This window comes from Nocardia sp. NPDC058518 (assembly GCF_042719655.1).
Lineage (GTDB): Bacteria > Actinomycetota > Actinomycetes > Mycobacteriales > Mycobacteriaceae > Nocardia.
On record NZ_JBHXNJ010000010.1, the window covers coordinates 12,512 to 29,793 of the forward strand.

General features: G+C 66.7%; 15 protein-coding genes. 11 read left to right on the forward strand and 4 right to left on the reverse strand.

All coding sequences use genetic code 11. The features are described 5' to 3' along the window. The first annotated feature begins 1 nt into the window (after position 1). From mutM to ACFWPX_RS18695, 6 genes are all read left to right on the forward strand, one after another. The gene (gene mutM, locus ACFWPX_RS18670; RefSeq protein ID WP_378912443.1) at positions 2 to 862 is read left to right on the forward strand and encodes a bifunctional DNA-formamidopyrimidine glycosylase/DNA-(apurinic or apyrimidinic site) lyase; all 861 of its coding nucleotides are present in this window, start codon (positions 2 to 4) and stop codon (positions 860 to 862) included. A gap of 64 nt (positions 863 to 926) precedes the next feature. Beyond that, entirely contained in the window at positions 927 to 1,508 is a 582-nt protein-coding gene (locus tag ACFWPX_RS18675; protein ID WP_378912442.1) for a dihydrofolate reductase family protein, read from the forward strand. Between the two features lie 5 nt (positions 1,509 to 1,513). Continuing rightward, positions 1,514 to 2,551 carry a PHP domain-containing protein gene (locus tag ACFWPX_RS18680; protein ID WP_378928477.1) on the forward strand — a complete coding sequence of 346 codons (1,038 nt, stop codon included), beginning with the start codon at positions 1,514 to 1,516 and terminating at the stop codon, positions 2,549 to 2,551. Between the two features lie 92 nt (positions 2,552 to 2,643). After that, positions 2,644 to 4,155, forward strand: coding sequence for a PstS family phosphate ABC transporter substrate-binding protein (locus ACFWPX_RS18685; RefSeq protein WP_378912440.1), 1,512 nt, complete (start codon positions 2,644 to 2,646; stop codon positions 4,153 to 4,155). A 286-nt stretch (positions 4,156 to 4,441) separates the two neighbouring features. Then, a complete protein-coding gene (locus ACFWPX_RS18690; RefSeq protein ID WP_378912744.1) occupies positions 4,442 to 5,611 on the forward strand; it encodes a glycosyltransferase family 4 protein in 1,170 nt (389 codons plus the stop codon). Beyond that, complete coding sequence (locus ACFWPX_RS18695) at positions 5,608 to 7,752, forward strand: glycogen debranching N-terminal domain-containing protein (protein ID WP_378912439.1); 2,145 nt, start codon at positions 5,608 to 5,610, stop codon at positions 7,750 to 7,752. The genes ACFWPX_RS18690 and ACFWPX_RS18695 overlap by 4 nt, the downstream gene beginning before the upstream one ends. A 55-nt stretch (positions 7,753 to 7,807) precedes the next feature. On the opposite strand, the gene ACFWPX_RS18700 is transcribed toward ACFWPX_RS18695, so the two are convergent. The 4 genes from ACFWPX_RS18700 to ACFWPX_RS18715 all read right to left on the reverse strand — a co-directional run bounded on the left by ACFWPX_RS18700 (position 7,808) and on the right by ACFWPX_RS18715 (position 12,659). After that, positions 7,808 to 8,677 carry a potassium-transporting ATPase subunit C gene (locus tag ACFWPX_RS18700; protein WP_378928478.1) on the reverse strand — a complete coding sequence of 290 codons (870 nt, stop codon included), beginning with the start codon at positions 8,675 to 8,677 and terminating at the stop codon, positions 7,808 to 7,810. Between the two features lies 1 nt (position 8,678). Further along, positions 8,679 to 10,820: a potassium-transporting ATPase subunit KdpB gene (gene kdpB / locus ACFWPX_RS18705; protein ID WP_378912437.1), complete on the reverse strand. Its 2,142-nt coding sequence runs from the start codon at positions 10,818 to 10,820 to the stop codon at positions 8,679 to 8,681. Position 10,821: 1 nt separating this feature from the next. Beyond that, positions 10,822 to 12,492, reverse strand: coding sequence for a potassium-transporting ATPase subunit KdpA (kdpA, locus tag ACFWPX_RS18710; protein WP_378912436.1), 1,671 nt, complete (start codon positions 12,490 to 12,492; stop codon positions 10,822 to 10,824). Between the two features lie 83 nt (positions 12,493 to 12,575). Beyond that, the gene (locus ACFWPX_RS18715; RefSeq protein WP_267890436.1) at positions 12,576 to 12,659 is read right to left on the reverse strand and encodes a potassium-transporting ATPase; all 84 of its coding nucleotides are present in this window, start codon (positions 12,657 to 12,659) and stop codon (positions 12,576 to 12,578) included. Between the two features lie 283 nt (positions 12,660 to 12,942). Between ACFWPX_RS18715 and ACFWPX_RS18720 the strand changes: the two genes are divergently transcribed. The 5 genes from ACFWPX_RS18720 (at position 12,943) to ACFWPX_RS18740 (ending at position 17,273) form a co-directional block, all read left to right on the forward strand. After that, complete coding sequence (locus ACFWPX_RS18720) at positions 12,943 to 13,107, forward strand: hypothetical protein (protein ID WP_378912435.1); 165 nt, start codon at positions 12,943 to 12,945, stop codon at positions 13,105 to 13,107. Further along, on the forward strand, positions 13,104 to 15,614 hold the full coding sequence (locus ACFWPX_RS18725) for an ATP-binding protein (protein ID WP_378912434.1): 2,511 nt from the start codon (positions 13,104 to 13,106) through the stop codon (positions 15,612 to 15,614). Before ACFWPX_RS18720 ends, ACFWPX_RS18725 begins: the two co-directional genes overlap by 4 nt. Before the next feature lie 64 nt (positions 15,615 to 15,678). Further along, on the forward strand, positions 15,679 to 16,407 hold the full coding sequence (locus ACFWPX_RS18730; RefSeq protein WP_378912743.1) for a response regulator: 729 nt from the start codon (positions 15,679 to 15,681) through the stop codon (positions 16,405 to 16,407). Between the two features lie 90 nt (positions 16,408 to 16,497). Next, positions 16,498 to 16,941 carry an OsmC family protein gene (locus ACFWPX_RS18735; RefSeq protein ID WP_378928479.1) on the forward strand — a complete coding sequence of 148 codons (444 nt, stop codon included), beginning with the start codon at positions 16,498 to 16,500 and terminating at the stop codon, positions 16,939 to 16,941. Next, positions 16,938 to 17,273, forward strand: coding sequence for an acylphosphatase (locus tag ACFWPX_RS18740; protein WP_378912433.1), 336 nt, complete (start codon positions 16,938 to 16,940; stop codon positions 17,271 to 17,273). The genes ACFWPX_RS18735 and ACFWPX_RS18740 overlap by 4 nt, the downstream gene beginning before the upstream one ends. Positions 17,274 to 17,282 lie beyond the last annotated feature (9 nt).

Consider the following 17,282-nt stretch of genomic DNA (forward strand, 5'->3'; position numbering starts at 1 on the left):
TGTGCCCGAGCTGCCGGAGGTCGAAGTTGTTCGGCGCGGTCTTGTCGACCACGCGGTCGGCCGGGCGATCGAAACTGTCACCGTCACCCACCCGCGTGCCGTGCGCAGGCATGCCGCGGGTGGCGCTGATCTGGCCGCGAGACTCAAAGGGTTGCGGATCGACTCCGCGCAGCGGCGCGGGAAGTATCTCTGGCTCACTTTCGACGAGCCCGATACCGCACTGATCGTGCACCTGGGTATGAGCGGTCAGATGCTCGTGCAACCCGCCGGCGCGCCCGTCGAGAAACACGCGCACATCCGGGCAGTGCTCGGTGACGGTGCCGAATTGCGATTCGTCGATCAACGCACCTTCGGTGGCTGGGCACTGGGCGAACTCGTCGAGGTGGACGGAACCGTGGTGCCCGATTCCGTGGCCCACATCGCGCGCGATCCGCTGGACCCGCTGTTCGACCGTGAGGCCGTGGTCGCGGCCATCCGCGCCAAGAACACCGAGATCAAACGCGTACTGCTCGATCAGACGGTGATCTCCGGCATCGGCAATATCTACGCCGACGAGGCGCTGTGGCGGGCCGGTCTGCACGGCACCCGCGTCGCCGCCGAACTCACCCGCCCGGTCCTGCGCACCCTGCTCGACGGGGTTACCGCGGTCATGACCGAGGCGCTGGCCGTCGGCGGTACCTCCTTCGACGCCCTGTATGTGAATGTGAACGGCGAATCCGGCTATTTCGCCAGGTCATTGGCCGCGTACGGGCGCGAGGACGAACCGTGCGATCGGTGCGCGACGCTGCTGGTACGGGAACAATTCATGAATCGGTCGTCATTTTCCTGTCCGAAGTGTCAACGGAAGCCGCGCCGCCGCTGATCCGGGCACGCTAACGTTTCCCCTGACAGGTCGTGACAGACCGGGTCCGTGCAGGGAGGACGTTATGCGCAAGCTGACCTATTTCGTGGCATCGACAATCGACGGCTTCATCGCCGCCGAAGACGGAACGCTGGATTTCTTCCCGGTAGGTGGTGACCACGGGCCGGCGATCATCTCGCAGTACCCGGAAACCCTGCCGACCAAGGTGCGCGAGGCACGGGGGATCTCGGCGGGCAACATCTACTTCGACACCGTGATCATGGGCCGCAAGACCCACGACTTCGGGGTCCGCACCGGCACCGCAAGCCCGTACGAGCACCTCCGCCAGTACGTGGTGTCCACGACGCTGCCCGAAGCGCCCGCGCCGGGGGTGGAACTGATCGCCGAGGATCCGACCGCGGCGGTGCGCGAACTCAAACGCGAAGACGGACTGGGTATCTGGCTCTGCGGCGGCGGGCAACTGGCGCAGACGCTGCTGCCAGAGATCGACCAGGTGTTCCTGAAACTGCACCCGGTGGTACTGGGTACCGGCAGGCCGCTGTTCGGCGGTGGGACGAAACTGCCCGCGCCGGAACGGTTTCGGGTGATCACCAGCCGGGTGTACGCCGACGGCGTCGCGTTCCTCAAGTACGGCCGGATCAAGTAGTCGCGATGACATCGGCGGCGAACCCGGGTCCGGTGGCGGCACTGCGTGAGGTCGGGTTCTGGCTCGAACGTAGTCGTGCCGAAACGCACCGGGTGAAGGCTTACCGCCGCGCCGCCGATGTCGTCGCCGGGCTGTCGGAGAGCGAGTACGCCACTCGCGCCGCGGAACACAGTTGGCGTGAGCTTGCCGGTATCGGGCCGAAGACGGCAGCCATCATCGAACAGGCTTGTGCCGGTGAGGTTCCCGACTATCTGGCCGAGCTCCGCAAGGACGCACGGCCGATCGCGCCCGCGGGCGAGGAGCTGCGCGGTCTGCTGCGCGGCGACCTCCACACGCATTCGGACTGGTCCGACGGTGGAAGCCCGATCGCCGAGATGATGGGGGTCGCGGCGGCGCTGGGACACGAATACTGTGCGCTGACAGACCATTCGCCCCGTCTCAAGGTCGCCAACGGCCTGTCCGCCGACCGGCTGCTGCGCCAGCTCGACGTGATCGCCGAACTCAACGAGCAGATGGCACCGTTTCGCATCCTCACCGGCATCGAGGTCGACATCCTCGACGACGGCACCCTCGACCAGCGTGCCGACCTCCTCGAACGCCTGGATGTCGTTGTCGCCAGCGTGCATTCACATCTGCGCGACGACAGCGCCACGATGACCAAGCGGATGGTCTACGCCGTCGCGAATCCCGATGTCGACATCCTCGGCCACTGCACCGGACGGCTCGTCGAAGGGGCTCGCGGGACCCGCCCGGAGTCGTCGTTCGACGCCGAACTCGTCTTCGAGGCCTGTCGGAGATACGGCACCGCCGTCGAAATCAACAGCCGCCCTGAGCGTCGTGACCCACCCGGACGACTGATCGAGCTGGCCGTGGAGATGGACTGCTTGTTCAGTATCGACACCGACGCCCACGCACCCGGCCAATTGGCTTGGCAGGGCTATGGATGCGAGCGGGCGCTGGCCCACGGCGTCACCGCCGCGAGAGTGATCGACACCTGGCCGGTCGACGAGCTCCTCGCATGGTGTCGAGAATCGAGTGGGTGAAGTCTTGCCCAACAACTGACTTCGCCTCCGATCGGCCGACTCCCGCCTGGTAGATATCAACTCGCCGATAGTGGCTGAGTGTGGGGGATCTGATGAGCGTTCCGATCGAGATGGTGCTGTCCGGGGCAGGTATCGCGGTCGCGTCGGCGGCGTTCGTGCGCGAGTTCGTCCTGGTCGGGCGTCGCCGGCTCGGCTACCGCGTGCAGATGGATACGCCGGTCACCGGTGAGACCGAATCCGCTTCACTGGTGGGTGCGCTGCGGAATCTGAGCACCCCGGATATCCCCGGGATGCCGCTGGATCTGTCGAAGCTGTCGGTGGTGCTGGTTCGCGTCGAGAACAGCGGCACCCTCGCCATCGACGCCGACGACTACCGGATGCGCAGCCCCGAATCCGCGTTGATCGGGCTGCACGTCACCTTCCCCGGCCGCGAGGTGATCGGCATGGCGGTGACCGAACTCGAGGGAGTACTGCCCGACAATCTCGGTCCGGGTTCTGGCATCGGCAAGCGGGTGCGGGGTGAGGGCGCGCGCTTCGAGGGCATCATCGATCTGCCGAAGGTGCCGCTCGAACGAGGCCAGCACTACAAGATTCTGGCGGTACTGAAGCGGGAACACGGCACGGGAGCGCCCGCGGAGCCGATCCTGACCGGTGCCGTCAAGGGCGGCAAGGTTGTCGAGACCAAGAGCAAGACGGGCCCGTCGCGAAAGTTGATGGCGCTGTGCGGATTCCTGGTAGCGCTGATCACGGTCCAGGCTGTTCTCGCGCTGCAACCGGACCCGCCGCCGCGTGATTGCGCCGCGGGCGAACTCACCGTCGTCGGGTCGACCGCGATGGCGCCGATGATCCGCAAAGCCGCCGGGGACTACGAGCGGACCTGCACCGACGCGAAATTCACCTTCGCGTTCGCGGGCACCGAACCCGGCCTGCGCACGCTGACCCGCGGCGGTGAGACGCAGAACACGCTCGCGATCGGGGACGGCTCCAAGGGCAATTCCTTCGAAGCGCTGACCGAACACCCGCTGGCGCTCGGCTCGTTCTCGATGGTGGTGCACCCCGGTATCGGCCTGACGAACCTCACGACTCAGCAGATCCGGGACCTGTACCGGGGAAATGTGAAGAACTGGAACCAGATCGGCGGACCTGACCTCCCGGTGGTGCTGATCGACCGGACCGCGGGCTCGGGCACCCGGCGCGCGCTCGAGTCCCGCCTGCTCGAGGACAATCGCAAGGTGTTTCCCTACACCAGCTGCATCGGGATGGCGGCCGGTGGCGTGCAATGCGAGGTCGACGTCACCGAGGAAGTGGCAATATTCGTTGCCAAAATTCCTGGTGCAGTGGGCTATATGGAGACCTCGGCGGTCGGTTCCGAGGTCAGGGCCGTGTCGATCGACGGAGTCAGCGCTTCGGCGGACTCGATGCGCGCGGGCCGGTATCCCTTCGTCGGAGTCGAGTACGCCCTCACGCACGGACCGGTCGCCGGTGATTCGCTGGTAGCCCAGTTCATCGACTATCTGGTCCGTGGTAAGGCCAGGCTCACCATGATCGAGTACGGAAATATTCCATGCGTTGATCCGGTAGAACCCGCCTTCTGTACGCCGTAGACCGAATCTGACCGCGTAATCTCCTGTCAGGCTGCAGGAATCGATACCGAACATTTCCAGCAACACGCTGGTTTACTCTCCGGTAGCGGGGTACGTTCCATGACGGCCCCTCTGTTCAGGCGGGCACCCGAATCGGTGCGTATCGCGTCTGGCCAGGCCAACCATGCCCCATGGACGGCGGTGAAGCTCTCGTCTCCACCTCCGCCGAGGCGGCCATCTCTTGTTCGCGCAAGTGTTGCGAGGTTGCGTCCCTGGAAGGAAGGTCATGAGTACAGACACGTCGGCAATGTCGCCGACCGGTTTGTCCGCGTCCGATCTCTACTCGATCGATCACCACGGTGGTCCACTGCGGATCGCCATGGTTGTTCCACCGTATTTCGACGTTCCACCCAAGGCCTACGGCGGCGTCGAGGCGGTAGTCGCCGATCTGGTCGACTCACTGTGTGAGCGTGGCCATCACGTCACCCTGTTCGGCGCGGGCGTAGACGGCACCCAGGCGAATTTCGTCCCGCTGTGGGACCGGATCCAGCCCGAACGGCTGGGTGACCCGTTCCCGGAAATCGTGCACGCGCTGCGGGTGCGCCGCGCCATCGAGCGGCTGGCCGATACCGAAGGCATCGATCTGGTCCACGACCACACTTTCGCGGGCCCGCTGAACGCGCCCGCCTATGCCAATCTCGGGTTGCCGACGGTGGTCACCGTGCACGGCCCGGTGCAGGACGACTGCTACCGCTATTACAAGGAACTGGGCCAGGAGTGCTCGCTCGTCGCGATCAGCGACCGCCAGCGCGCGCTGGCGCCCGATCTGCCATGGGCGGGCCGGGTCCACAACGCGCTGTGTCCCGATCAGTGGCCGTACGAGACCGAGAAGCAGGACTACGCGCTGTTCCTCGGTCGTTTCAGCAACGACAAGGGCCCGCATCTGGCGCTCGACGCCGCCCACGCCGTCGGCATGCCGCTGATCCTGGCGGGCAAGTGCAGTGAGGCGCCCGAGAAGGCCTACTTCGAGGAGTTCGTGCAGCCGCGGATGACCGACCAGGATCAGATGTTCGGTCTCGCCGACGCGGCCGCCAAGCGTAAGCTGCTCTCCGGAGCTAAGTGTCTGCTGTTCCCCATTCGATGGGAGGAGCCGTTCGGCATGGTGATGATCGAGGCGATGATCTGCGGCACGCCGGTGGTCGCGTTGCGCGGCGGTGCGGTGAGCGAAGTGGTGGTCGACGGGGTCACGGGGCGGATCTGTGACGATCCGGCCGAACTGCCCGCCGCCATCGCCGAAGTGCAGACCTACGATCCGGCCCTGTGCCGGAAACACGTGGTCGACAACTTCAGCGCCGACACCCTCGGCCGCGGCTACGAACAGGTTTATCGGGAGCTGCTCGCCCGCACCACGATCGGGTACGACACCGCCTATGCGATGCCGATGCCCTTCGGGGTGGCGGCCAACGGGCGCGCATGAGCACCGACAGCGCCTCGGCGCCGAGCCCCCTCAACGCGGGGGAACCCGCGGGGCTCGGTGGCGGCGGCGGCAACATCACCCTTGTCGAAGGCGGCACGTTCTGCCTGTCCGACCGGCTCGGCGATATCGAGCCGGGCAAGCCGCAGGGCCTGTTCTTCCGTGACGCCAGGGTGATTTCGCGCTGGGAGCTGATGATCGACGGCAAACGGCCCGAGGCGCTGTCGGTGCTGAGTCCGGAGGCTTTCGCGGCACGGTTCGTGCTGCGCAGGCCTCCCCAGCAGGGTCGGGCCGACAGCACCCTGCTCGTGGTGCGTGATCGGCTCGTCGCCGAGGGCATGCACGAGGTGATCACCCTGGAGAACATGAGCCGCGAGGCGACGGCGGTGGTGGTGGAACTACACGTCGACGCCGATTTCGTCGATCTGTTCGCGGTGAAGGAAGGCCGCACGAACGGGCGTCGGGCGGAGATGACGACCGCCGACGGTGAACTGCTGCTGCACGACCGCGCCGATCTGTCCCGTGGACTCGCGCTCACCTCCACCGTCGAGCCGATGGTGCTGCCCGGCACCATGATCTGGCGGGTCGTCGTCCCGGCGGGCGGGCGCTGGCAGACCGAGATCACCGCGCAACCGGCAGGCGCGGCGCAACGCCCGCAGACCTCCGGCTCCGTGGGCGAGCGTTACCGGGCCAGCGAGCCGGTACGCAAGATCCAGGCGTGGCGGGCCACCGCCACCGACATCTCCGCCGACTCGGGCCTGCTCAACCAGATCCTGCGCCGCAGCGAAAGTGATCTGGGCGCCTTGCAGATCCACACCGATTCGGGCACCAACCGGCCCTTCGTGGCGGCGGGCGCGCCGTGGTTCATGACGCTGTTCGGCCGGGACTCGCTGCTCACGGCATGGATGTCGCTGCCGCTGGAAACCGATCTGGCACTGGGCACTTTGCAGCAGCTGGCCGAATTGCAGGGCCAGACGATCGACCCGCTCGTCGAGGAGGAGCCGGGCCGGATCATGCACGAGATGCGGCGCGGGCCCTCGGTCGGGCAGGTGCTCGGTGGGCAGATCTATTACGGAACTGTCGACGCCACACCGCTTTTCGTGATGCTGCTCGCCGAATGTCTTCGGTGGGGCGCGGATCCGGCATCGATCGCCACCCTGCTGCCCGCGGCCGACGCCGCGATCAGCTGGATCACCGATTTCGGTGACCGCGACGACGACGGTTTCGTCGAGTACGTGCGCGCCACCGACCGCGGCCTGATCAATCAGGGGTGGAAGGACAGTTTCGACGGAATCAACGACGCCGCAGGGCATATCGCCGAAGCGCCGATCGCGCTGGCCGAGGTGCAGGGGTATGTGTACGCGGCGTTCCTGGCCCGCGCGGAACTGGCCGACCAGTTCGACGACCCCGAGCTGGCCGTGCGGATGCGGGAGCGGGCCGACGAGTTGCGAACCAAGTTCGCCGAACAGTTCTGGCTACCCCATTACGGCTGGTACGCGGTGGCATTGGACGGCCGCAAGCGGCAGGTCGACGCGCTCACCAGCAATGCGGCGCACTGTTTGTGGTCGGGCATCGCGACCGACGAGCATGCCGAGATCCTGATCCGGAATCTTGCTCGGGCGGAGATGGATTCGGGATTCGGGCTGCGCACGTTGTCTTCGGATATGGGCGCCTACAACCCGATGAGTTACCACTGCGGGTCGATCTGGCCGCATGACACGGCGATCGCTGTCGCCGGGTTGATGCGGTACCAGCATGTGCCGGGCGCGGTGGAACTGGCGACGAAGCTGTCGGGCGGGCTGCTCGACGCGGCCGCCGCGTTCGACGGGCGGTTGCCCGAGCTGTTCTGTGGTTTCCCACGGTCGAGATTCGCCGCACCCGTGCCGTATCCGACATCGTGTTCGCCGCAGGCTTGGGCGAGTGCGGCGCCGTTGCTGCTGGTTCGGTCGTTCCTCGGGCTCGATCCCGATGTGCCTGCCAAGACGTTGACGTTGCGGCCGCAGGTGCCCCCGGCCTGGGGGTGTGTGCGGATGTCGGAGTTCCGGCTGGGCGAAGGGGTGACGGTGGATCTCGAGGTGTGTGGGTCAGCGGTAACCGTGACCGGTCTACCGGATGGTTGGGCTTTGGTCACAGACGAGGATTAGCTCAGAAAGACGAAAAGGGGCCGGATCCGTGGTGGATCCGGCCCCTTCGCTGTGTTCAGCCCAGGAACGGGTAGCGGGCGTCGAGATCGAGGTTGAGTTCGACGACGTTCACCCGCGGCTCGCCGAGGAATCCGAGCGTGCGGCCGTCGGTGTGCGCGTCGAGCAGTTCGCGCACCTGGGTGGCGGTGATACCGCGCGCCTTCGCCACCCGCTCGACCTGGATGGTCGCGTATTCGGGGGAGATGTGCGGGTCGAGTCCACTGCCGCTCGCGGTGACCGCGTCGGCGGGGACGGCGGCCTCGGCCGGTGCGTCACCGAGGATCGGGATGATCCGGCCGACGGAGTAGTCCTCGCCCTCCTTCGCGCACTCCACGGCGACGCCGCGGAACGTGCTCAGGAACGGCTGCGTGGGGCAGAGTTCGTTGACGCTGACCACCTGCACCGGCTGCGACACATCGCCGTCGGCATCACGCGGCCCGATCACCGAGAGCACCGCGCCCACACCGTCTTTCGTGCAGAACTGCCGGGCGCCGTCGACCCCCTCACGGTCGCCGACCTCCTTCGAGCGAGTGCACACGGTGGTGAGCAGGCTGGTTCGGTCGGCGGTGTCGACGATGTCTTCCGGGCCGAGATTGCTCGCGGCGGTGGACAGCGGGTCGTAGCCGTCGCCCGCGGCCGACGGGCGGCTCTGGAAGTACTGCGCCATGGCATTGCCGTCGGCGTCGGTGAACGACTGCCCGATCAGGCTGGAGCCCACCACTTTTCCGTCCTGCTCGATGAGCGACCCATCGGCTCGCTCGCTGAGCCCCGGCAGCTGGGCGATCGCGAAGACGGCTACGGGATAAACGATTCCGGTGATCGCGGTCAGCACCAGCAGGGCGCGCAGGGCGGCCAGGTGCTGACGGATCCAGGTTGACATTCGCATTTCAGGACATCCCGGGGAGGAGTTGGACGAACAGGTCGATGATCTTGATGCCGACGAACGGGGCGATGATGCCGCCGAGGCCGTAGATCGTCAGGTTGCGGCTCAACAGTTTCGAGGCATTGCTCGCCCGGTAGTTGACGCCGCGCAGCGCCAGCGGAATGAGGGCCACGATGATGATCGCGTTGAAGATGACCGCGGACAGGATCGCCGACTGCGGACTGGCAAGGCGCATGATGTTCAGCGCGTCCAGGCCGGGGAACAGCACCACGAACAACGCGGGAATGATCGCGAAGTACTTGGCGATGTCGTTGGCGATGGAGAACGTGGTGAGCGCGCCACGGGTGATCAGCAACTGCTTGCCGATCTCGACGATCTCGATCAACTTGGTCGGGTCCGAGTCCAGATCGACCATGTTGCCCGCCTCTTTGGCGGCCGAGGTGCCGGTGTTCATGGCCACGCCCACGTCGGCCTGTGCGAGCGCGGGGGCGTCGTTGGTGCCGTCGCCGGTCATCGCTACGAGGCGGCCGCCGTCCTGTTCGGACTTGATCAGGGCGAGCTTGTCCTCCGGTGTGGCTTCGGCGAGGAAGTCGTCCACGCCCGCCTCGTCGGCGATCGCCTTGGCGGTCAGCGGATTGTCGCCGGTGATCATCACGGTGCGGATGCCCATGCGGCGCATCTCGTCGAAGCGTTCCCGCATGCCTTGCTTGACCACGTCTTTGAGGTGGATGACACCCACGAGGCGTGGGGTGCCGTCCTTGACCTCACCGACCACCAGCGGCGTGCCGCCGGAGGCGGAGATGCCGTCGACGATCACCGCCGCCTGCTCGGGGATCGAACCGCCTTGGGCGCGAACCCATTCCGTCACGGCACCGGCTGCCCCCTTGCGCAGCTGGTGCCCGTCGGCGAGGTCGACACCCGACATGCGGGTCTGTGCGGTGAACTCCACCCAGGTCGCGCCCGGCAGTTCACCCGCGCTGCGTTCGCGCTTGTTGAACACCTCCTTGGCGAACACGACGATCGAGCGGCCCTCCGGCGTTTCATCGGCGAGGCTCGACAGCTGTGCCGCGTCGGCCAGTTCGTCGTCGAGAACGCCCGGCACCGGGATGAACTCGGCGGCCTGCCGGTTGCCGAGGGTGATGGTGCCGGTCTTGTCGAGCAGCAGGGTGTTCACATCGCCCGCGGCTTCCACCGCACGACCCGACATCGCCAGCACATTGCGCTGCACGAGGCGGTCCATGCCCGCGATGCCGATGGCCGAGAGCAACGCCCCGATGGTGGTCGGGATGAGGCAGACCAGCAGCGAGACCATCACGATGCCGGTGATGCCGTGCGCGTCAAGTGCCGAGGTATCCGGCACGCCGGGGTTGTTCGACTTGGCGAAGATGGCCAGCGGCTGCAGGGTGGTCACCGCGAACACGAAGATGATCGTGAGCGCGGCCAGCAGGATGTTGAGCGCGATCTCGTTCGGCGTCTTCTGCCTGCTCGCACCCTCGACGAGGGCGATCATCTTGTCGATGAAGCTGGCGCCGGGTTCCTGGGTGATCCGCACGACGATCCGGTCCGAGAGCACCGTGGTGCCGCCGGTGACGGCCGATCGGTCGCCGCCGGATTCCCGGATCACGGGCGCGGATTCACCGGTGATGGCCGATTCGTCCACCGAGGCGATGCCTTCGACGACGTCACCGTCGCCGGGGATGATCTGGCCCGCTTCGACGACGACGTAGTCGCCGCGACGCAGCTCGGGGGCCGCGACGCGTTCCTCGACGATGCGCCCACCCGGTGTCCAGTCGGCCAGGCGCCGGGCGATGGTGTCGGTCTTGGCTTTGCGCAGCGAGTCGGCCTGCGCCTTGCCGCGCCCCTCCGCGACGGCCTCGGCCAGATTCGCGAAAACGACTGTGAGCCAGAGCCAGAGCACGATCGCCCAAGCGAAGAAGCTCGGGTCGGTGATGGCGAGGATGGTCGACCACACGGCGCCGATCTCGACGATCAGCATCACCGGGTTCTTCCACAGCGTGCGCGGATCGAGCTTGCGCACGGCGTCGGGAAGGGAGGTGAGCAGCAGCTTCGGGTCGAGGACGCCGCGTTGTACGCCCTTGGTGCGGTGTTCGGGCCGCGGTGCGGTTTCTAGTGTGGGAGTGGTCATTTCAGTGGATTCCTTCGGCGAGCGGCCCGAGTGCGAGAGCGGGCAGGAAGGTGAGCGCGACCAGGATCACCGTCACACCGACGACCATGCCGATGAACTGCGGCCGGTGCGTCGGCAGCGTGCCGATCGACGCGGGAGTGGTGCCCTGCTGGGCCAGCGAACCGGCCAGTGCCAGCACGATGATGATCGGCAGGAACCGGCCGAACAGCATCGCGAGGCCGAGGGCGGTGTTGTACCACTCGGTGTTGCCGGTGAGACCGGCGAAGGCGGAACCGTTGTTGTTGGCCGCGGAGGTGAAGGCGTACAGCACCTCCGACATGCCGTGTGGCCCGCCGTTGAGCATGCTCGCTCGTTGTCCCGGCATGGCCATGGCCACCGCGGTGCCGACCAGCACGATCAGCGGGCTCACCAGGAAATACGTCGCGGCCAGCTTGATTTCGCGCGGGGTGATCTTCTTGCCCAGGTATTCCGGGGTGCGTCCGACCATCAGGCCCGCGACGAACACCGTGATCACGGCGAGGATCAACATGCCGTAGAGACCGGAGCCGACACCGCCGGGCGCCACCTCGCCGAGCTGCATGTTGAACATCGTCATCATGCCGCCGAGGCTGGTGTAGGAATCGTGGAACGAGTTCACCGCCCCCGTCGAGGTGAGGGTGGTCGCGCCGGCGAAGGTGGCCGAATCGGCAACGCCGAAGCGGGTTTCCACGCCTTCCATCGACGCGCCGATCGCGGTCGGGACCGTGCCGTGGTGCTGCAGCTGGAACAGGTTGGTCAGTGAGATGCTGGCCAGGGCGATCGTGCCCATCACCGCCACGATCGCGAAGCCCTGCTTGGTGGAACCGACCATCCGGCCGAAGGTGCGCGGCAGCGAGAACGCGATCACCATGAGCAGGAAGATCTCGATGAAGTTCGTCCAGGTGGTCGGGTTCTCGAACGGGTGCGCGGAGTTGGCGTTGTAGAAGCCGCCGCCGTTGGTGCCGAGTTCTTTGATGACTTCCTGGCTCGCCACCGGACCGCCGGTGATCGTCTGTTCGGCGCCGCCGATGGTCTGCGCGATCTGGTCGTGCAGGTTGAAGTTCTGGATCACGCCGCCCGCGACCAACACGATCGCGAAGACGAACGACAGTGGCAGCAGAATCCGCAGGGTGCCGCGGACCAGGTCGACCCAGAAGTTGCCCAGGTCACCGGTGTGGCGACGGGCGAACCCGCGCACCAGTGCCACCGCCACCGCCATGCCGACGGCCGCGGAGACGAAGTTCTGCACCGCCAGACCGGCCATCTGCACCAGGTGACCCTGGGTGGACTCACCGGAATAGTTCTGCCAGTTGGTATTGGTGACGAAGCTGACCGCGGTGTTCCACGCGAGCGCGGGGGTCATCTCGGTGCCGGGATCGTTGAGGTGCAGTGGCAGTGCGCCCTGAACCAGCTGGAAGAAGAAAAGGAACAGCACGCTGACCGCCGAGAACGCCAGCACACTGCGGGCGTAGACGGGCCAGGTCTGCTCGACCTCGGGTTTCGCGCCGATGGCGCGGAAGATCAGCCGCTCGACGCGGGAGTACTTGTCGCTGTTGTATACCCGGTACATGTAATCGCCGAGCGGCACATGCACCAGGGCCAGCGCGATAACCAGGGCCGCCACGAAGACGATCCCCGCAGTAGTCGTGTTCACCTAGAACCTCTCGGGGAAGAGCAGCGCCGCGATCATGAAGACGGCGACGAGGACAGCCAGCGCGAGACCGACAAGGTTCGCGATCACAGCTTCTCCACCCCCCGCTGGACCAGGCCCAGCAGCGCGAAGATCGCCACGGTGAGCACCGTGAACACCACGACAGACATTTCCAACCTCCTTGTGCTCCGAGGTGGAGCACCTAGGTGAGTGAAACGCCGGATCGCGACTCGGCGTGGCTTCCTTACGACTCCTTAGCGCCCGGCGGCCATGCCTTTGCGGAATGTTGACGCGGTGGGTGGGCGATGGGTGTGAGGATGCCGTCAAAGCACGCCCGATAGCCGTCAACACACCGTAAAGATCGAGATCAGGCGTTTGTTCGGACGGTAGAAAGTGGGCACCGGTACGCGAACGGCGCCGCCGGTTCCCTTGTGCACGGAAAGTGAGATCGCGGTGTCGGTAGTGACCCTTGCGGTGATCTTCGGTTTTGTCGGATCGCTGCTGCTGATCCGGGTGCTCGGTCGGCTGAACACCTCGCATACGCCGATGGTGTCGGTCGGCGTGTTGCCGGTGCGCCCTACAGTCGAGGCTCGGCGACACGCGATGATGGACAGGTGAAACGCGGACAACTGCGCATCTATCTCGGTGCGGCGCCGGGCGTGGGCAAGACCTACGCCATGCTCGGCGAGGCGCACCGGCGGCTCGAGCGCGGCCGTGATGTGGTGGCCGCGCTGGTGGAGACGCACGGTCGCGCGAAGACCGCGCAACTGCTCGACGGCATCGAACGGATCCCGACGAAGCTGGTCGGCTATCGCGGGACCGAGCTGCCCGAACTCGACGTCGACGCGGTGCTCGCGCGCAAGCCCGCCGTGGTGCTCGTCGACGAGCTCGCGCACACCAACGCGCCGGGCAGCGTGCACGAAAAGCGCTGGCAGGACATCGAACAGCTCCTCGACGCTGGTATCGACGTCATCTCGACGGTGAACGTGCAGCACCTCGAGAGCCTCAACGATGTGGTCGCCCAGATCACCGGGATCGAGCAGCGCGAGACAGTGCCAGATGCGGTGGTGCGTGCGGCCGATCAGGTGGAGCTGGTCGATCTCACGCCGGAAGCATTGCGGCGCAGGCTCTCGCACGGAAATGTGTATGCGGCGGACAAGGTGGATGCCGCACTGCGTAACTACTTCCGGCCCGGAAATCTCACCGCGCTCCGGGAACTGGCACTGCTCTGGCTGGCCGATCAGGTCGACGCCGCGCTCGCCAAGTACCGGGCCGATCACAAGATCACCGAGCTGTGGGAGGCGCGCGAACGAGTCGTCGTCGCGGTCACCGGCGGGGCGGAATCGGAGACGGTCGTGCGCCGGGCGGGGCGGATCGCGTCCAAGTCCAGCGCCGATCTCGTGGTGGTGCACGTGGTTCGTGGTGACGGGCTCGCCGGTGTGTCGACCGAGCGGATGGTTCGGCTGCGTGAACTCGCGGCCGGGCTCGGTGCCTCGCTACATACTGTGACCGGCGACGATGTGCCTGGCGCGCTGCTGGAATTCGCGCGGGAGGTCAACGCCACGCAGTTGGTGCTCGGGACCTCGCGACGGTCGCGGTGGGCGCGGATGCTCGACGAGGGCATCGGGTCGACGGTGGTGCAGCGTTCGGGCAAGATCGACGTCCACATGGTGACCCATGAGCAGGCCAACCAGGGTGTGCGCCGCAACCCGCTGCGCGTCCGTCAGCCGCTGTTCGCCTGGATCGCCGCACTGCTGGTGCCGGTGCTGGTGAGCGTGGTCTGCTGGGCGACGCTCGACGGATTCCTCGAACTCGGCGGGCTCAGCGCGATGTTCTTCGTCGGTGTCGTCGCGGTCGCGCTGCTCGGCGGTGTCGTGCCCGCCTCGGTGTCGGCGCTGCTGTCGGGGCTGTTGCTGAACTGGTTCTTCACCTCTCCGCGCTACAGCCTCACCATCGCCGAACCGGACAACTTCGTCACCGTGGTGGTGCTGCTGATCGTGGCGGTCGCGGTCGCCGCGCTGGTCGATGTCGCGGCCAAACGAACCAGGCAGGCGCGCAAGGCGTCTCGTGAAGCCGAACTGCTCACCCTGTTCGCCGGTGCGGTGCTGCACGGCGCCGACCTGCCGAATCTGCTGGAACAGGTGCGTGAGGCCTATGGGCAGCGGGCGGTGAGCATGCTGTGCGGTGACGTGGTGGTCGCCGAGGTCGGTACGAATCCACCGCGACGTTCCGACGATGCCGAGACGGTCATCGAAGCGGGTGACGCGACGAGCCTGCTGTTGCTGGCCGGGCACCCACTCGACCCGGGGGAACGGCCGGTGCTCAACGCGGTGGCCAATCAAGCCGCCGGGTTGGTCCGGCAAGAACGGCTCGCCGAGGAAGCCAGTGCCGCGGCGGCGTTGCTCGAGGCCGATCGGTTGCGCCGGGCACTGCTCTCGGCAGTCAGCCACGATCTGCGCACGCCGTTGGCCGGTGCCAAGGCCGCCGTGTCGAGTCTGCGCAGCGACGATGTGGAGTTCTCCGCCGAGGACACCGGCGAACTGCTCGAAGCGATCGAGGAATCCGTCGACCAGCTGACCGCGCTGGTCGGCAACCTGCTCGATTCGTCGCGCCTGGCCGTCGGTGTGGTGAGCCCGCAGTTGCGGCAGGTCTACATGGACGAGGCGGTGCACCGCGCGCTGGTGAGCGTCGGGATGGGGGCACGTGGATTGCGGCGCGCGGCGATGGATCGGGTGAAAGTCGAGGTCGGCGAGGTGTCGGTACTCGCCGACAGCGGTCTTCTCGAACGCGTGCTGGCGAACCTGCTCGACAACGCCCTGCACCACTCCGGCCGTGACACACCTGTTCGTGTCACCGCCGAACACGTTGGCGACCGGGTGTCGATCGCGGTCGTCGACACCGGACGCGGCGTTCCCGCGGGCACCGAGGAGGACCTGTTCGAGCCGTTCCAGCGACTCGGCGACCGGGACAACACCACCGGCGTCGGCCTCGGCCTTTCGGTCGTGCGCGGTTTCGTCGAGGCGATGGGCGGTACCGTCCACGCCGAACCCACACCGGGCGGCGGTCTGACCATGCTGGTAGACCTGCCCGCCCCCTTCACAGGAAACAACGATGCCGACAAGTGAGCACATGGGTAACTCCGGCGGGACCGGAGAACCCACTGCTACGCCGAAACCGCCGCCCGCCCGGATGCCGGTCGCCCCACCTGAGTCCGGCCAAGATACGCGCAGTGGCGGAGCCGTGAAAGTTCTGGTGGTCGATGACGAGCCGCAGATCGTGCGGGCGTTGCGGATCAATCTGTCGGTGCGCGGCTACGAGGTGATCACCGCGGGCAATGGTGCCGCCGCGCTGCGTGCCGCCGCCGAGAAGCATCCCGATGTGGTGATTCTCGATCTCGGGCTGCCCGATATGGACGGCATCGAGGTGCTCGCGGGGCTGCGTGGCTGGAGTAGCGCGCCGGTGCTCGTGCTCTCGGCGCGCACCGACTCCGCCGACAAGGTCGAGGCGCTCGACGCGGGGGCCGACGACTACGTCACCAAGCCGTTCGGGATGGACGAGTTGCTGGCCCGGTTGCGTGCGGCGGTTCGGCGTGGGGCCGCCGACGCCGGGAGCGACGACCCGGTGGTGGTGACCGATTCCTTCACCGTCGACCTGGCCGCGAAGAAGGTCACCAAGCAGGGCGTGGCCGTGCACCTCACGCCCACCGAGTGGGGAATGCTCGAGATGCTGGTGCGCAATCGCGGAAAACTGGTGGGGCGCAAGGAACTCCTGCGCGAGGTATGGGGTCCGGCCTATGCCACCGAGACCCATTACCTGCGGGTCTACCTCGCACAGTTGCGGCGCAAACTCGAGGACGATCCGGCGAACCCGCGTCACCTGCTCACCGAGGCCGGGATGGGCTATCGCTTCCAGGAGTGAGCGTGCGCCGGGTCACGTGACCGGAATGCCGGTGGCGGCGGTGGCGTTCCCAGGCGTGGATCGTCCTCGAGCGAATGGCAGGATCAAGGCATGGCTGAGCAGACCGCAACCGTGAACAATGCCCCCACCGAACTGTGGGTCGAACGCACCGGAACCCGTGCATACACCGGGCGCAGTAACCGTGGCGCGGAGGTTTTGATCGCCTCCCAGGGTGTTCCCGGCGCCTTCACTCCCGGTGAGCTGCTCAAGATCGCACTCGCCGGGTGCACCGGGCTCAGTTCGGACCTGCCGTTGTCGCGTCGCCTCGGCGACGAGTTCGACGCCACCATCCGCGTCTCCGGCGACGCCGACCGCGAGAACGAGCTCTACCCGCAGCTCGACGAGGTCCTCGAACTCGATCTGTCCGAACTCGACGAGGCCGCGCGCGAACGACTACTGGTCACCGTGCAGCGCGCCGTCGACAAGGTGTGCACCGTGGGCCGCACGCTCAAAGCGGGCACGAAGGTGACACTGACGTTCAACATCGACGCATGAGCGAGGAGCCGGTTCGGCTGAGTGCGTGGGTGCACGGGTACGTGCAGGGCGTGGGGTTCCGGTGGTGGACGCGGTCGCGCGCACTGGAACTCGGGCTGGTCGGCTACGCACGCAATCACCGCGACGGACGCGTCCACGTTGTCGCCGAAGGGCCACGAACGGCGGGCGAGAAATTGCTGGAACTGCTACGGTCCGGCGAGGCGCCCGATAGTTCGCAACCCGTCGGGCACGTGAGACATGCTCTGTCCGGGCCGGCACCCGGGCGGGTAGACCTGGTTGTGGAAAGCTGGGAGCCCGCGCGGGGCGACATGACGGGATTCGAGGAGCGCTAGTGGTGACTT